Here is a 16,587-nt window from a genome sequence, read left to right on the forward strand (position 1 = left end):
GTCGAGCCGCTCGGCGGCGTCGAGGGCTCGACGCAGCTCAGGACCGGCCTCGACCAGCCGGTGCAGGGCGGTGACGAGGGCGGTGGTGCCGGGTTCGGGGTGGTCGACGTCGATGCGGACGGAGACGGTCTCGGCGACCGCGCGGGCGATCTGCCGGGCGGCGGCGAGCGCACGGTCGGCCGTCTGCTCCCCGACGCCGGGCAGCTGCCGCAGCTCGTACCGGCTCGCCTCGTGCACGGCGCGCACGGACGTCATCCCCGCGGCCTCGATCGCCTGCAGCCGCAGCCGCCCCTCGGTGACGTCCTTCAGCCGGGCGACGGGGATGGCCCCGAGCTCCTCGGCGACGAGCCGGTCCCGGATCGGGGCGAGCGCGGAGCGTACGGCGTCCAGGGCGCGGTGATGGTCCTCCCTCAGGGCGCGAGCCGCCCCGTACAGCTCCCCGGCCCGCGCACACACCACCCGCGCCCCGCGCCCGGCCTGAGGCACGTCCCTCACCATCACACCCCCCGCCCGTCCGGAAACAGCCGCTCGATGAAGGCCATCGTGGCACGGGGCACTGACAACGCGGGCCGGCGGCGGGCACCGGTCGCCTGGCGGCGGCACGCGGCACGCAGCGGACGGCAGCCGTCGGGCGCAAGGCGGCACGCAGCGGGCCGGAGGTGGCCGGAGGTGGCCGGAGGTGGCTGGACCTCGTCGGCGTTTCACAGGGACCCCTTAGCATGTTCGAACTCACGACCATCGCCTGGTCATCTGTTCTTCACGGGGGCGCAACAATTGAGACCCGCACGAGCCCGCATATCCCCGCCACGGGCGTTGCTGTGGACCACGGCCGGTGTGGCGGCTCTGGCCTTCCTGCTGGCGATGGAGGTCGCCGCGCGCCGCTACGGCACGGCGGGACCGCTCACCCATCAGGTGCGGGAGCTGATATTTCCGCCCAAGTCGGGACCTCGCCTCTACGCCGGCCTGGCCCTGACGATGGTGGTCCTCACCTGGCGGCAGCGGTTCGTCGCGCTGGGCACGGCGCTCGCCGTCGACGTCGCCTTCGTACTGGTGCGGTGGGCGGTCGGCGCCGACCCGGGCCTCACCGACGGCAACTTCGGCAACGGCGCGCTGTGGGTGATCGTGGGCATCGCGGGGATCGCCGTCACCCGCCGGACCGGCGCCGAGCGCCTGCTGCTGCTCAAGGGCGTGGGGCTGGGCCTGCTGCTGATGGCCGGCCAGAAGGCGGGAGACGCCTGGCTGCTCATCACGTCCAAGACCCGTGAGACGGTGCTCGACGAGTACGTCGTCACCGCCGATCACGCGCTGGGCGACCCGTCCTGGCTGGCCGGCCGGCTCGTGGCGGCCACCGACCCGGTGAGCACGCACGTCCTCAACCTCGTCTACGGCCAGCTCCCGCTGGCGGCGGCCATCGTCGCGCTGTACCAACTGCGGCACGTGGCGGTCGAGCGCCGCTTCCCGAGCCATCACCTGGTGCGTACGTTCCTGGTGATCGGCCTGATCGGGCCGGGCATCTACATGATCTTCCCGGTCGTCGGCCCGGTGTACGCCTTCGGCGCGGACGGGGGCGCGTGGGCGACGGCCCACCTGTGGCCGAACGCGCTGCCGTCGCTGGACCTCCCGCAGCCGATGCCGTTCGACGAGATCACCCCGCGCAACTGCATGCCCAGCCTGCACACGGCGTGGGCCGTCTGTCTCTTCATCCACTCCCGGGACGGCTCACGGCCGATGCGCCTCGCGGGCACGTTCTGGCTGATCGGCACCCTCGGCGCGACCCTGGGCTTCGGCTACCACTACGGCGCGGACCTCGTCGCCGGCGTGGTCTTCGTGCTCACCATCGACGCGGCGATGCGCGCGACCGCCCACGGCTGGGACCGCTCCGGCACCCGGCTGGTCACCTACGGCGCGACGGTCTTCACCGCGCTCCTGCTGTCGTACCGCTACCTGCCGACGCAGATGGCCGAACTCCCCTGGTGCTTCGGCCCGTTGATGATCCTGGCGATGGCCTCGGTGATCTACGGCTACGTCCGCACGACCCGCGCGTGGGCCCGCAAGCCCACCCCGATCCCACCCCCGGAGCCCACGCCCGCGGGGCCGCAGGCGGAACTGGTCTGATCGCCCGGCCCCACGGGATCACCCGGACGCAGGGAGTAGCACAGTCTCCCAGTCCTGCGGTCCGTGCCTAACCTGGAGGGCATGTATCAGGCCCCCGCCATCGCTCCGCCACCCGGAAGCGCGCCGTGAGCCGGGTCCGGGTCCTGGTGACCGGTTCCGCGGACGGTCTCGGACGCGCCGCGGCGGACGCACTGCTGTCCGCCGGGCACGACGTCGTCGTGCACGCCCGCAACGAGCAGCGCGCCGCCGCCCTGGACGCGCTGACCGCCCGCGGGGCGCACCTGGTGCTGGGCGACTTCGAGGACCGCGACGCCGTACGGCACCTCGCCGCCGGGCTGAACGACGCCGAGCCGCTCGACGCGGTCATCCACAACGCCGGAGTGTGGAGCGGACCGGCGGTCATGCCGGTCAATGTCATCGCCCCGTACCTGCTCACGGCCCTGCTCCCCGCACCGCGCCGCCTGGTGTACCTGAGCAGCGGCTCGCACTTCAGCGGGCGTCCCTCGCTCGCCGACGTCGACTGGCAGGGCAGGCGCCCGGGCTCGTACGCCGACAGCAAGCTCTACGTCACCGCCCTCGCCGCCGCGGTGGCCCGCCTGCGCCCCGGGGTACTGAGCAACGCCGTGGATCCGGGCTGGGTCCCGACCAGGATGGGCGGCCCGAACGCGCCGGACGACCTCGAACTCGGCCACCGGACCCAGGAGTGGCTGGTGACCGGCGACGCCCCCGAGGCCCGCACCACCGGCGGCTACTGGTATCACCGCAGGCGGCAGCAGCCGCATCCCGCGGTCCACGACGAGGAGTTCCAGGACCGCCTGCTGCGGGCCCTGGCCGAGGAGACGGGCGTCACGCTCGCCTGAATCGCGGAATCAGGGGCCGCCGGCAGTGGTCCGGGGCGCTGCGGGCCGGGGTGCTGCGGACCTTGTCGACGGTGCTCTCCTTCGGCGCTCTCGAAAGGAAGAGCGACGGGCGCGGCCCCGCCCGGTAGCGGCCCGCGTCCACCGGTCGGTGGACACGGGGTTCAGACTGCCGGTCCTCATGCCGCCTCTGCTCTCGCGGCCAGCATGAACGTCATGACCGACATCTCCGTAAGGATGGCGCGCTGGAGCGCCCTCCACCCCGGGCGGGCGATCACCGGCTGGCTCGTCTTCGTGGTGCTGTGCCTCGGCGCAGGGATCACCGCCGGAACCCACCAGGCGACCACCGAGGACTACTGGGTCGGCGAGGCCGGCCGGGCCGAGCGGCTGGCGACCGAGGCCGGGCTGCAGCGCAAGCCGGTCGAGCACATCACGATCCGCGACGGCGCCGGTCGCGACGGCGACAGCGGCGTCGACAGCACCGGCGACGGCGGCGGCGGTAGCGGCAGCACCGGAGCCGGCGCCGAGGCCACCGCCGAGACCACCGCCGCCGCCCGGGACATCGCCGCGCGGATGGCGAAGCTGCCGGAAGTCGCGAGCGTCGCCGACCCGGTGCGCTCACGCGACGGCGACACCGTCCGCGTGTCGGTGACCCTCAAGGGCCCTGAGCTGGAGGGCAAGAAGAACGTCGTCCCGCTGCTGGCGGTGACCGAGGAGGTGGCGAAGGCCCACCCCGGTCTGCGGATCGAGGAGACCGGCTCCCCCGCGATCAGCAAGGGCGTCAACGACCAGCGTGACGAGGACCTCGCCCTCTCCGAGCGGATCTCGCTGCCGGTCACGCTGATCACGCTGCTGGTCGTCTTCGGCTCGGCGGTGATGGCCGGGGTGCCGCTGTTGCTGGCGCTGACATCGATCGCCGCGGCGATGGGCCTCAACATGCTGGCCTCGCACCTGATCCCGGACGCGGGCGTGGGCACGAACCTGATCCTTCTGATCGGCCTGGCGGTCGGCGTCGACTACACGCTCTTCTACCTCAAGCGGGAGCGCGAGGAGCGGGCACGCGCGGGCGGGCGGCTCACGTCCGAGGCGCTGGTGGAGCTGGCGGCGGCGACGGCCGGGCGGTCGATCGTGATCTCCGGGCTCGCGGTGATCGCGTCCACGGCAACTCTCTATCTCGCCACCGACGTGATCTTCTCCTCGCTCGCCACGGGCACCGTTCTGGTCGTCGCCGTTGCGGTGGCGAGTTCGCTGACCGTGCTGCCCGCGCTGCTGGTGACGCTCGGCCGGCGCACCGAGCGCCGGGCCGCGCGGCGGGCCGTACGGCTGGCACGGAAGGGAAAGGCGCCGCGCGCCGAGCGGGCCGAACGGGCCGAACGGGCCGAGACCGGGCGGTTCTTCGCCGCCCTGCTGCGTCCCGCGCGGCGGCGCCCGGCGGCAACACTGGTCGTCTCCGTGCTCGCGCTGCTAGCGCTGGCGACGCCCGTGCTGCAGATGAAGCTGATCGACCCGGGCCGGGACACCTTCTCCCGCGCCATCCCGGCCATGCGGGCGTACGACCGGCTGACCGCGGACTTTCCCGAGCTGCTCGTGAAGCACGAGGTGGTGGTGCGCAACGCGCCCGCGCAGGCGAACGAGGCGCGGCGGGCGCTGGCCGAACTGGATGAACGCACGCGGGCGGACGCGCTGTTCGCGCAGCACACCACGCCCTCGCTGTTCGCGAGACACGCCGCGCCCTCGCTGCGCACCTCCGCGGACGGCCGTACCAGCGTGCTGGAGCTGTCCGTGCCGCACCCCGCCCAGGCCGGCGAGGCGGTCCGGTCGCTGGAGCGGCTGCGGGACGTCCACATCCCGGCCACGACCGGGAAAGTGCGGGGCGCCGAGACCGCCGTCAGCGGCGATGTCGCGCGCGGTCAGGACTACGTCCATTACGAGCGTGCCAAGCTGCCGTGGGTGCTCGGGGCGCTGCTGCTGGTGACGTTCCTGATGACGGTGTGGGCGTTCCGTTCGGTGGTGATCGGCCTCCTCGGCGTCTTGCTGAACCTCCTCTCCGCGGCCGCCGCGCTCGGCGTGATGGTGGCGGTCTTCCAGGGAACCTGGGCGGAGTCGTTGCTGGGCTTCGACTCGATCGGCGCGATCGCGTCCCGGGTGCCGCTGTTCCTCTTCGTGATCCTCTTCGGCCTCTCGATGGACTACCAGGTGTTCGTGGTCAGCCGGATCCAGGAGGCCCGGCAGCGCGGCCTGTCCTCCCGCGAGGCGGTGCTGGACGGCATCGGGAAGTCGGCGAAGGTGGTCACCAGCGCGGCGATCGTCATGGTCACGGTCTTCGGCGGCTTCGTCGCCCTGCACCTGGCGGAGATGAAGCAGATGGGCTTCTGCCTCGCGGTGGCGGTGCTGCTGGACGCGGTGGTGATCCGGATGATGGTGCTGCCGGCCGCGCTGCTGCTGCTCGGCGACCGGGCGTGGTGGCCGTCGCGCCGGACCGCGGCCCGCGTCGCGCGGTCCGAGCCGGCCGTGCCCGTAGGCTGACGCGGTATGAGCAGCGAACCGCGGCAGCCGGAGGAGGGCCTCGGCATACGCCGGCTCCACCGCTGGTACGACGTCTGCTGGGTGTTCCTCGGCCTGGCCCCCTCGGCCATCGCCCTGCACCACGGCGGCCCGAAGGGCTGGTGGTCGGCGGCGGTGCTCGCCGTACTCGGCGTGAGCTACGGGCTGCTGCGGCTGCGGCCGGGCGGCCGGCCGGTGCGACCGCTCGCCCGCACCGCCTTCCTGTGGCTGCTGATCCCCGCGCTCGGCGCGATGGCGGCGCTGCCGGGCGGCGGGGCGGCGCTGCTGATCGTGTCGCTGCCGATGTTCTGGATCTACGCGGACGGGCCGCGCGGCGCGGTCGTGCTCAGCGGCGCCGCCACCGCCGCCAGCGTCCTCGGCGGCGTCGCCGACCAGGGCTGGAGCCCGGACTTCGGCACCGGCAACACCACCGCCGCCCTCATCGGCTACGCCACGAGCGCGCTGCTCGGGCTCTGGCTGCACCACGTCGCCACCCGCAACGACGCGCGCGCCGAGCGGCTGGGCGCCGAACTCGAAGCCGCCCAGCAGCAGTTGGCGCAGGCACACCGCCGCGAGGGCGCCGCCGCGGAGCGCGAGCGGCTGGCGCGGGAGATCCACGACACGCTCGCGCAGGGCTTCGCCTCCATCGTGGTCCTGGCGGAGGCGGCCCGTACATCCCTGGAGTCCGACCCGGCGCGCAGGGCGCAGCAGTTGCGTTCCATCGAGCAGACCTCCCGCGAGAACCTGGCGGAGGCCCGCGCGCTGGTCGGCCCGGCCCCGCGGACCGGCGCCGGCACCGACGCGCTGCGCCGCACCCTGGAGCGCTTCACCGAGGACACCGGCATCCCGGTGACGGCGGAGCCGCCCGAGCACGGCCCCGAGCTCGACCAGACGACCCGTATCGCGCTGTTGCGCTGCACCCAGGAGTCCCTGGCGAACGTCCGCAAGCACGCCGCCGCCACCACCGTGGGCCTCGTGCTCAGCGTCGGCCCCGGCACGGTCGAGCTGGAGATCACCGACGACGGCCGCGGTTTCCGCGTCGACGAGGCGAGCGGCTTCGGCCTGGACGGCATGCGCCGCAGGCTCGCGGAACTCGCCGGTGAGCTGACCGTCACCAGTTCCCCCGGCGACGGCACCCGCGTCCTCGCCGTACTCCCCGCCCGAGGTCAGGAGTGACATGACGCACGAGCCCAGGCTGCGCATCGTCGTGGCCGACGACCACACCGTCATGCGCTCGGGACTGGTGGCACTGCTCTCCGCGGAGCCGTCCATCGAGATCGCCGGCGAGGCGGGCGACGGCCGCGCGGCGGTGCTCCTGGTCGGCGAGGTACGCCCGGACGTGGCGCTGCTCGACCTGCGGATGCCGGTGCTCGACGGGGCCGGCGCCACGGAGCGGATCGTGGCGGAGCACCCCGGCACCCGGGTGCTGATCCTCACCACGTACGACACCGACGCCGAGATCGAGCGCGCCGTGGAGGCGGGCGCGACCGGCTATCTGCTCAAGGACGCCACCCGCGAGCGCCTGGTGGAGGCGATCCACGCGGCCCACCGCGGCGAGACGGTGCTGGCGCCCCGGGTCGCCCAGCGACTGATGGCACGGATGCGCCGCCCGGCACCGGCCGAACTGACCAGCCGGGAGGTGGACGTCCTGACCGCGGTCGCCGACGGCCTGTCGAACCCGGAGATCGGCGAGCGCCTCTTCATCACCGAGGCAACGGTAAAAACCCATCTGCTCCGCGTCTTCGCCAAGCTCGACGTCAACGACCGCACCCGGGCGGTAGTGGTGGCGATGGAACAGGGCCTGCTACGACGAACGGACCCATGACACTCGGGGCGGCATCGACCGCGAGGTCGCTGCACTGCGAATGAAAAGCAAGCGAACCTCCAGGGCGAGATGTACCTCCAAGGCTCGGCAGGCTGGACATCAACTGTCAGATGCGGCAGCGGAATGCCTGCGGACTGGCCGGGTGTCCGCAGGCGGAGAAATTCATGGCACGCGGGCCGGACCTGCCAAAGACTCCTGCTTCCGGCAGCGCCTACCACGAACCGGCGCGGACCAAGGAGGGCCTGAACTCACCAGAACGTCAAACTGCATCCGTGTCAGCCTCGTATTCGAAGCCGACGCGGAGGCGGAAACGCCGCCCCGAGACCGCCCTTCTGATCGCGGGGCGGCATCCCAAAAGGCCTCACCGCCTGAGCGATCAGTAGTGGTAACGAGCCGCGAGGATGACGATCTCCTTGTCCGTCACCAGGTAGACGAGGCGGTGCTCGTCGTCGATCCGTCGCGACCACGCCCCCGGCAAGTGGTACTTCAGCGGCTCAGGCTTACCCATACCCGAGAAGGGGTCCCGCCTGACGTCCTCGATGAGCTTGTTGATGCGGGCAAGCAACTTGCGGTCGTTCTTGAGCCAGGACGTGTAGTCCTCCCAGCCCTGATCCTCGAAGAGGAGCCTCACGCAGCACCCTCACGTGCCGCATCCGGCGAGTCGGGGTCGATCAGCTCTCGCTCAGACACGTTGATGTTGGACAGGGCGTTCTCATACGCCTTGAGGAGTCGGCGAGCGTTCGCCGGAGAGCGCAGGAGGTACGAGCCTTCGCGCAGCGCTGCGTAGTCCTCAGCCGAGACGAGCACGGCATTGCCGTGCTTGGAGACGATCTCGATGGCCTCGTGGTTGTCGTTGACCTTCTTGATCAGCGGAAAGAGAGCCTTGCGGGCTTCGCTCGCAGTTATGGACATGGCCTAACCTTTTCCCGGCAGTGGTACCAAATAACGTACCACCTTCACCGCCTCTAGGCAGAGCAGATGCGGACGAAGATCAGAGCCCACCACGCTCGGGTAACAGCAAGGGGCCGACGCGAACGAGCCGACCCCTGTCACCTGAGCGCTTGAGAAGTATCTAGCGGAAAGTGATGAATCGATCACACATTGAAGCGGAACGTGCACAACAACGCTCCCACCTGCAGAAACGGGCGCCTGCCAGATTCAAGTCGGCACAGAACCAGCACGGGCACCAAGGTCGGTGCCCAGGCCCCGCGACCAGTCATCTGGTCGGGACCTCAATAGCGCGGCATACGGCCTGGCTCTTTGGGTGACGTCGCTACGCTTGCCCTCATCACGACGCTGCCCGATACCGGAGGACTTCCAGTGACGCCGACCGCTGCCAAGCCCGGCCCTCCGGCGCGTCGCGAGCACTGGTTCCAGCCGCGCCGGTCCGGTTTCCGGTGGGAGCAGGAAGGCTTGGAGCACGTACGGCAGCTGATGCCGAACGCCGAGCCGTACCGGGCGTGGGCGACGTTCCGGTTCACCGGTGTCACGGGCCGGGTCAACGAGTGCGATCTGCTGATCGCCGTGCCCGGCGGCGTCTACCTGCTGGAGCTGAAGGGACACCCGGGCCGGGTGGTGAACCACGGGGACACGTGGCAGTTCCACGGTGACCGGGTCCGGACACTGCGCAACCCGCTGCACCTCACCGACCTCAAGGCCAAGGAACTGAAGGCACAGCTGGAGCGTGCCGCGCACGCGGCGGGGATCCCCGAGGCGAAGATCCCCTTCATCAAGCCGGCGGTCTTCCTGCACGACCCCGACCTGGTGAGCGAGCTGGACGAGTTCCAGCGCGCGTCGGTGTATGGGCGCAACGGCGGTACGAGCGGGCTGCCCGGCATCTGGGACGGTCTGCTCGGCCTGCCACCGGAGCGGGAGAGCTGGCGCGTCACCCCGCAGGACAGCCAGCGGCTCGAAATGCTGATGAAGCGCATCGGGATCAGCCACTCCACCAGCCACCTGCGCTTCGGGGACGACTGGCAACTTGAGCCGCGCGCGATGGACGCGGGCCCCGGCTGGGAGGACCGGCTCGCCCGGCGCGTCGACGGCCTGGTCAAGGAGAGCGGCCGAGTCCGGATCTATCTGTCGGGCCAGGCCGCGTCGGCGGAGCAGCGCGGCCGGGTGGACCGGGCGGCCCTGCGCGAGTACCAGGTGCTCCAGGGCATCAACCACCGGGGCATCGTCCAGGCCGTCCAAATCCGCGAGCACCAGGGTGGCCCGGCGATCCTCTTCCGGCACCGGGAGTCGGACCTGCGCCTCGATGCGTATCTGAACGCATACGGCGACCGGCTCTCGCCCGCCGTGCGCCTGGACCTGGTGCGCCAGCTCGCCGAGGCCGTCCGCTACGCCCACAATCGGTCGCTGTACCACCGGGCGCTGTCGGCGCGCTCGGTGTACGTGTCCGCGCGCGAGGACGGCACGGAACCGGTGCTGCGGATCGCCGACTGGCAGACCGCCGCCCGGGACTTCGACACCACCGCGCACCTCAGTCTCGGGCAGACACCGCTGGATTCCGGTCTGGTGGCCGACATCGCCCAGGTGTATCTGGCCCCTGAGACCGCCAGGGAGTTCGCGGACCCGGTGGACCTCGATGTCTTCGGTATCGGGGCGCTCTCGTATCTCCTGCTGACCGGCAAGCCGCCCGCCGAAGCCCGGGGCGCCCTGGTGGACCGGCTCGCCGCGGACGGCGGACTGCATCCGTACGCGGTGTCCGACAGCGTCTCCGCGGCTCTGGACGATCTGGTCTTCCGGGCCACCGCCTCCGACGTGCAGAGCAGGTTGTCGTCCGCCGACGAGTTCCTGCGGCTGCTCGATGCCGCGGAGGCCGAGGATGCCGCGGCCCGGCGTGGGGCCGTCGAGGTCGCGGACCCGCTCACGGCCAAGGCCGGCTCCCGTCTCGATGCCGAGTGGGAGGTCGTACGGGTCCTGGGCACGGGTGCGACCGCCCGCGCCCTGCTGGTGCGCCGTGTCGAGGACGGCGTGCCGGACCCGGCGTCGCTGCGGGTGTTCAAGGTCGGGCTCGACCGGGAGAAGGACACGCGGCTCTACGCAGAGGCGAAAGCTCTGCGCGAGGTGGGCGGCAACCGCATCGTGAAGCTGCTCGCCGCCCCTCGTGAGCTGGGCGGGCACACCGTTCTGGAGATCGAGTACGCGGGGGGGTTCCGCTCGGCCGGCGACCGGGAGCCGGTGAGTCTCGGCTCGCGGCTGCGCAGCGAGGGCCGGCTGGGGTACGCCCAGCTGGAGCGGTTCGGCAACGACCTCTTCGAGGCCCTGGACAGTCTGGCCGCCCGCGGAGTCCGCCACCGCGACATCAAGCCGGACAATCTGGGCCTGTTCAAGCGCAGTGACGGCTCCTGGCAGCTGATGCTGTTCGACTTCTCCCTGGCCGACGCCCCCGACCAGGACCTCCAGGCGGGCACCCGCGGCTACCTCGACCCCTTCCTGGGCGGCAGCCGCCGCGCCCGCTACGACGACCACGCGGAGTGGTACGCGGCGGCGGTCACCCTGCACGAGATGGCCTCGGGCGAGCGGCCGGTGTGGGGCGACGGCCAGAGCGATCCGCTGACCGTCCCCAAGGCGGAGCTCTACGTGGCCCGCGAGCTGTTCGAGGCCGCGCTGGCGGAAGGGCTCACCGAGTTCTTCGGCAAGGCCCTGCACCGTGACGTGGAGCAGCGCTTCGACAGCCTCCACCACATGCAGGAGGCCTGGCGCGAGCTGTTCCGTCGCGCGGATTCGACGCGTCCGCCCACCACGCCCGCGACGGTCGACGCGCAGGCGGCGGACGTGGAGGACGCCCGCGAGCAGGCCGCCGCCGCCGCGGACCTGACGACCCCCCTGCACGCCGCGGGGCTGTCGCCGCGGGCGGTGTCGGTGGCCGCCGGCCTCGGTGCCGAGACGGTGGGTCAGCTCCTGGACGTCCCGCCGCACACGATCTCCCGCGCACGGGGCGCGGGCAACGTGATCCGCAAGGAGCTCAACCGGCGCCACCGCCAGTGGACCCAGGAACTCCGCAGGCGCGCCACCGCGAAGAAGCCCGTACGAGTGCCGGCCGACGCACCCGGCGAGACGGTGGAGTCCGTCGACACACTCGCGGCCCGGCTGATCCCGGCCGAGAGCGGCCCCCGCACCCGCCCCCGCCGCGACATCGTCCTCGCGACGCTGGGCCTGCCGGGCGTCGCGCAGGCCGGTGAACTGCCGCCGTGGCCCGCCCAGTCGGCGATCGCCAAGGCCCTCGGCGTCAGCCAGCCGACCGTCTCGGGGAACCTGAGCGCCGCGATCGAGCAGTGGGCGGCGCTGCCCTGGCTGGAGAAGATCCGGGACGAGCTGGTGACCATACTGTCCGAGCAGGGCAGGATCATGACCGCGCAGGAACTCGCCACCGAGCTGCGGGTACGGCACACCCCGCACGACGAGGACGGTACGGAGGACCGGGCCGGCCTCCAGACGCAGGCCCTGGCCGTCGTGCGGACGGCTGCCGAGATCGAGTCCCGCCGCGACGATGCCGCCGCCGCGGGGGACGGCGACGAGGACGGCGCCTCCCGGTTCGCCGTGCTGCGCCGCGGCAGCACGGTACTGCTGGCCCTGGTGGACCTGCCCGGCAGCGACGATCCGACTCCGGTGGAGCTCGCCGAGTACGCGACGTTGCTCGGCAGGGCAGCCGAGGATGTGGCAGCCCGCGATCCGCTGCCCGGCGGCGCCGCCGTCCTGCGGGAGCTGCGCGCGGTGCCCGCCCCGGAGGGGATGGCCCCGCTGGCCGACACCCGCCTGCTGACCCTGGCCGCCGCGATGGCGGGCGGAGTCGGCGTCACGCCGCGCTTCGAGCTGTTCCCCCTCGATCTGGGCCTCGGCCGGGCGCTGCGGATCTCGCAGGCCGCGGCAGGAGTACGTCCCGGTATCGGGATCGGTGCCGACGACCTGCTGAGCCGGGTGAGGTCTCGCTTCCCTGGCCTTGCCGCGCTCATGGGCGTCACGTACGTGGAGTGGGAGGAGGCACTGTCCGAGGCGCACTTCCCGCTGGAGTACGACCGGGACAGGCGGCGATTCTTCCCGCCCGCACGGGATGTCGAGCAGAGCCGCCCGGCCTTCACCGGCTCGGTGCTGACGAGCACCGGCGCGCTGTACGAGGCCGCGCAGGGCCAGCTGGCGGAGGGGCGGGACCCGCGCCGGGTGATGGAAGCGCGGCTTCAGGAGGCGGTGCGGCGGGGCGGGTTCCTCGCCCTGACCGTCCGGGGCGCCCAGCTGCCCGGCACGGCCGAAGGGCTCGCCGCCCGGTTCGACGTGCTGCCAGTTGATGTGGACGAGCTGTTCCTGGCCGCCCTGCGGACCCTGGCCGACGAGCAGCAGGTGCGGTGGGGGGCCCTGCTGAAGGCGGACGCCAAGTTCGCCGAGACCGGCCGGATCGGACCCGCACTGGCGTCGTACACCCGGCTTGCCGCCGAGCGTGTCGCCGCCCGCTGCACGACCCTCGCCGAGCAGTCGGGGGCGCGCACGGTGCTCCTCGCCCATCGGGCCTCGCTGGTGTCCCGGTACTGGGACGTGGGAGGCCGCGAGCTGCTGGTGTCCCTCCAGGAGGCGGCCCGCCGTCCGACCGCCGTGCCCCACGGTCTGTGGCTGCTGGTCCCCATGGACGACCCGCAGGCCACCCCCGCGTTGGACGGCCGCACGGTGGACGTGGTGGACCGGGTGAGCGAATGGGTGGTTCTGGAGGGGCTGTTCATGAAGGAGTTGGAGGGACTTCTGCAGGCGAGCTGACGGCTGACGCCAGATCAGTCGGAGGTCATAAGATCTGCGTCGTGGGGGACGACAAGGAAAGCAAGCAAGCGAAGACGGACTACGCCTGCGCAGGGGAACGGCACTACGGGGATGCCTCCTATCTGCACGGCGACGGACGGCTGTTGAACGCGGACCATCTGTTCGGGCTCGCGGTGGAGTGCCTGATGAAGGCCCTGCTGCTGCGGTTCGGCGGGTCGGGCAAGGTGTCCATGACGGACAGGAAGAACAGGCCGGCCAAGATGCCCTTCTGGGACAACCCCAGTACAGGCGACCGCGAACCGCTGCTGCACATCGCCCAGATGTGCTCGGCCCTGCCCCTGCTGCTTCAGGGACGCCCCGCCCCCGCGCTCGACGAAGCCCTGACGAGGGTTTCCGCGGACTTCGAGAAGTGGGTCGTCGACGACCGCTACACCGACGGAACCCACCTCGACCTGGATCTGCTGGCCCGCCGTCAGGAGGCGGCGACCCTCGCCCACGAGCTGCATCTGCACGTTCAATTCACCGGAAAGCTGCCATGACCCTCTACGACGCACCGGTCCGCTTCGACGAGGCGCGTCCGGCCGCCTTCGCCCTCGCCCGCGAGGTCGCCGCGGAAGGCTTCGACGTCCTCCTGGTGAGGGACGTGCTCGGCAGGTTCTCCCTGGTGGTGGAGGACGGAGCAGAGGACAACCCGGCGAGCAGCGAACAGGCCGACCGCTGGCGGGAGTCCTTCACCGGCCGACTGGGCCGCTACAGCGGCGAACGTCCGCTCGTGCTCACCTCGGTCATGCGCCTGCCGGCATCGCTGACGGCCTCGCCCCGCGCCCTGGAGGTCGTGTCGGCCACCGGCACGGCAGGCGCGGTCCGTTTCCTCGACAACACGGTCGTCGGTGAGGAGTGGTCCCATGTCACCACCCCCTCCGCCACGGACAACACCGGGGCTCCGCGCCCCCGCCGTACGGCCGTGTACGGGTTCAAGGGCGGTGTGGGCCGTACGACGGCGACCGCGGTGCTCGCCCGCCGGCTCGCCGACCAGGGGCTGATCGTGCTGGTCGTCGACCTCGACCTGGAGTCGCCCGGCGTGGGCCCGCTCCTCCTTGGGGACGGCACCCTCTGCACGCACGGTGTCGTGGACCACCTGGTGGAGTCGGCGCTCGGCAACGAGGACGGCCTGGAGATCGTGACCCGCTCCGGGTACATCCCGCGCAACCAGGGCGAGTTGTGGATCGCTCCGGCGCGCGGTGCGGGCACCGATGGTGTCCCCAACGCTTACGTGGACAAGCTCAACCGGGTGTACGCCGACGCGGAGGGCGCCCGCTTCACCGACCGCCTGGCCGCCACGGTCCGTGCCTGTGAGGAGGCGGTGGAACGCAGCGACAGCGGCCGTCTGCCCGACGTGGTGCTGCTCGACAGCCGGGCGGGCATCCACGACGTGGCGGCCGTGACCATCTCCCATCTGTGCGACTACGCGCTGCTGTTCGCCGCGGACAACGACCAGACGTGGTCGGGCTACCGGGACCTGTTCGAGGCGTGGGCGGCCTCCGGGCAGGCCCCGGCGATCCGGCAGAAGCTGCGCATGGTGGCCTCGATGGTCCCGGACTCGGTGCACTACTCGAAGGACACCCACCTCGAGTCGTTCCGCCAGAACGCCCACGCGGCGTTCAGCGTCCTGTACGACTCGCTGGCGCCGGACGAGGTCTCCGGAGCCGCAGACGGCGCCTGGGCCCTGGAGGACGACTCCGCGCCCCACTCCCCGATCCCGATCCTTTTCGAGCCGGGTCTGGTCGGGATGAACGTGCCGAACTCCCCGGACTGGCAGGACCGCGCCTTCGTCCAGGCCGCGTACCGTGACTTCCTGAGCACGGCAGTTCCGCTGATCCTGGCGGGGACGGCCGAGGATTCCGACACCGAGGCCGCCGAGTACACCGAGTCCGCCGAACCCGAGGACGACCGCCCATGACCGAGCCACTGACCCCCGGCGAGTACCGCGACCTGCTGTCGCGTGCGCTGGAGGGCACTGTGGACGCGGACACCCGGCCCCCCGAGCCGCACACCCTGTACATGCCGGACGCGCACCGCAACGCGCTGTACGTCGACAGTACGGTGGTGCAGGGCGACCGGGGGGTCGGCAAGACCTTCTGGGCCCGTTCCCTCCTCGACCCGGAACTGCGCGAGGCGGCGGCTGCCGAGTACCGCATCAACCGGCTGAACCGGCTGCGGGTCACCCCCGGCTACGGCATGGACATCGTGCCGCACTACCCGGGCCCGCTGGCTCTGCCCTCACTTCTTGCGGGCGGCGCGCTGCCGGAGGAGATCTGGCAGGCCGTCCTGCTCACCGCCCTCGGGCAGCCCGAGCTGCGGGCGACCGGGGACTGGGCCGAGCGGGTGCTCTGGGTACGCACCAACGCCCAGTTCGCCGACGCCACCATTGTGCGGGCGGACACGGAGGCCGCCGCCGAGAACATCGTGCGCCTGCTGGTCTTCGACGGCCTGGAGCATCTGCACACCGACTGGGACACCCGCAACCGGCTGATCGCCGAGCTGCTCCGCCTGGCGATGCGAATGCGCTTCGGCACCCGGAACATCCGCCTGAAGCTGTTCCTGCGCCCCGACATGTTCGACGCGGCCAAGCAGCTCTTCCCCGACGCGTCGAAGCTGTCCGGCAACGCGGCCCTCCTGGAGTGGACCCGCACCGACCTGTACGGGCTGCTCTTCCACCACCTGGGCAACGAGGACGACGAGGCGGCCGAGAGGTTCCGCCGCTTCACCGGCGGCTGGAAACCCTTTGAGTCGGCCACGCGCGTGCGCTACGCGACCCCGCCGGAACTGCGCAACGAGGAGAAGGCCCAGCGGCCGCTGTTCGAGCGGATCGCCGGCCTGTACATGGGCACGAACGTCCGCCAGGGCCGCCCCTACGCCTGGCTGCCCAACCATCTGATGGACAGCAACGGCCGGATCAGTCCGCGTACCTTCCTCAAGGCCCTCGACGTGGCCGCCGAGACGACGCGGGTCTCCCACCCTTCGCACGCCCGCGCGCTGCATCACGACGCCCTCCGGGACGGTGTCCGCGAGGCGTCCAAGGTCCGTGTCGAACAGATCATCGAGGACACCCCATGGGTGAAACTGGCCATAACGCCGCTCAAGGGCTGCCAGGTCCCCATTTCGCAGCGGGAGATCATCCGGATCTGGGAGAGCCACGACCTGCCGCGGCTGCTGCGCGACGAGACGGCCCGCTACGCCCAGGCCGACCGCCCCGAGCTGGTCCGCACGGGCCCGCGGCACCCCGACGACCTGGCACGCCTGGTCCGGGAGCTGATCGACCTGGGTGTCCTGCGTCACCGGCCGCAGAACAGCAAGGAAGAGCTCGACCTGTACTCCCTCCTGGACCTCCCCGACATCTACCGCCTCGCCTTCGGCCTGGGCCGCCTCGGCGGGATTCCGCTCGCCAAGCAGTAGATCCCGGTGGGTCCGCCGGGCCGTCCGGCCTGGCAGGATGGA

12 protein-coding genes are annotated in these 16,587 nt (G+C 71.7%); 9 read left to right on the forward strand and 3 right to left on the reverse strand.

The genetic code is table 11. The features are described 5' to 3' along the window. On the reverse strand, window positions 1-498 hold a 498-nt coding region (locus N4P33_RS13645), incomplete at its 3' end, for a helix-hairpin-helix domain-containing protein (protein WP_260826674.1). Window positions 499-813: 315 nt separating this feature from the next. Between N4P33_RS13645 and N4P33_RS13650 the strand changes: the two genes are divergently transcribed. The 5 genes from N4P33_RS13650 to N4P33_RS13670 all read left to right on the forward strand — a co-directional run bounded on the left by N4P33_RS13650 (window position 814) and on the right by N4P33_RS13670 (window position 7,341). Further along, a complete protein-coding gene (locus N4P33_RS13650) occupies window positions 814-2,115 on the forward strand; it encodes a phosphatase PAP2 family protein (protein WP_260826690.1) in 1,302 nt (433 codons plus the stop codon). Between the two features lie 125 nt (window positions 2,116-2,240). Then, on the forward strand, window positions 2,241-2,975 hold the full coding sequence (locus N4P33_RS13655; protein WP_260826675.1) for an SDR family NAD(P)-dependent oxidoreductase: 735 nt from the start codon (window positions 2,241-2,243) through the stop codon (window positions 2,973-2,975). A 213-nt stretch (window positions 2,976-3,188) separates the two neighbouring features. Next, complete coding sequence (locus N4P33_RS13660) at window positions 3,189-5,498, forward strand: MMPL family transporter (protein WP_260826677.1); 2,310 nt, start codon at window positions 3,189-3,191, stop codon at window positions 5,496-5,498. A 6-nt stretch (window positions 5,499-5,504) separates the two neighbouring features. Then, window positions 5,505-6,692: a sensor histidine kinase gene (locus tag N4P33_RS13665; protein ID WP_260826678.1), complete on the forward strand. Its 1,188-nt coding sequence runs from the start codon at window positions 5,505-5,507 to the stop codon at window positions 6,690-6,692. Window position 6,693: 1 nt separating this feature from the next. Continuing rightward, window positions 6,694-7,341: a response regulator transcription factor gene (locus N4P33_RS13670; protein WP_260826679.1), complete on the forward strand. Its 648-nt coding sequence runs from the start codon at window positions 6,694-6,696 to the stop codon at window positions 7,339-7,341. A 376-nt stretch (window positions 7,342-7,717) separates the two neighbouring features. On the opposite strand, the gene N4P33_RS13675 is transcribed toward N4P33_RS13670, so the two are convergent. Then, on the reverse strand, window positions 7,718-7,972 hold the full coding sequence (locus tag N4P33_RS13675; RefSeq protein ID WP_260826680.1) for a Txe/YoeB family addiction module toxin: 255 nt from the start codon (window positions 7,970-7,972) through the stop codon (window positions 7,718-7,720). Beyond that, the gene (locus tag N4P33_RS13680; RefSeq protein WP_260826681.1) at window positions 7,969-8,253 is read right to left on the reverse strand and encodes a type II toxin-antitoxin system Phd/YefM family antitoxin; all 285 of its coding nucleotides are present in this window, start codon (window positions 8,251-8,253) and stop codon (window positions 7,969-7,971) included. The genes N4P33_RS13675 and N4P33_RS13680 overlap by 4 nt, the downstream gene beginning before the upstream one ends. Window positions 8,254-8,661: 408 nt before the next feature. On the opposite strand from N4P33_RS13680, the gene pglW reads away from it, so the two are divergent. From pglW to N4P33_RS13700, 4 genes are read left to right on the forward strand one after another with little or no spacing between them, the layout of a single operon-like run. Further along, window positions 8,662-13,089, forward strand: a complete 4,428-nt coding sequence (pglW, locus tag N4P33_RS13685) for a BREX system serine/threonine kinase PglW (RefSeq protein ID WP_260826682.1) — start codon at window positions 8,662-8,664, stop codon at window positions 13,087-13,089. A 41-nt stretch (window positions 13,090-13,130) separates the two neighbouring features. Next, window positions 13,131-13,628 (forward strand): hypothetical protein, encoded by a 498-nt coding sequence (locus N4P33_RS13690; RefSeq protein ID WP_260826683.1) that lies wholly within the window; start codon window positions 13,131-13,133, stop codon window positions 13,626-13,628. Continuing rightward, on the forward strand, window positions 13,625-15,049 hold the full coding sequence (locus N4P33_RS13695) for a KGGVGR-motif variant AAA ATPase (RefSeq protein WP_260826684.1): 1,425 nt from the start codon (window positions 13,625-13,627) through the stop codon (window positions 15,047-15,049). The genes N4P33_RS13690 and N4P33_RS13695 overlap by 4 nt, the downstream gene beginning before the upstream one ends. Beyond that, window positions 15,046-16,545, forward strand: coding sequence for a hypothetical protein (locus tag N4P33_RS13700; protein WP_260826685.1), 1,500 nt, complete (start codon window positions 15,046-15,048; stop codon window positions 16,543-16,545). The genes N4P33_RS13695 and N4P33_RS13700 overlap by 4 nt, the downstream gene beginning before the upstream one ends. Window positions 16,546-16,587 lie beyond the last annotated feature (42 nt).

This window comes from Streptomyces sp. 15-116A (assembly GCF_025290915.1).
Lineage (GTDB): Bacteria > Actinomycetota > Actinomycetes > Streptomycetales > Streptomycetaceae > Streptomyces.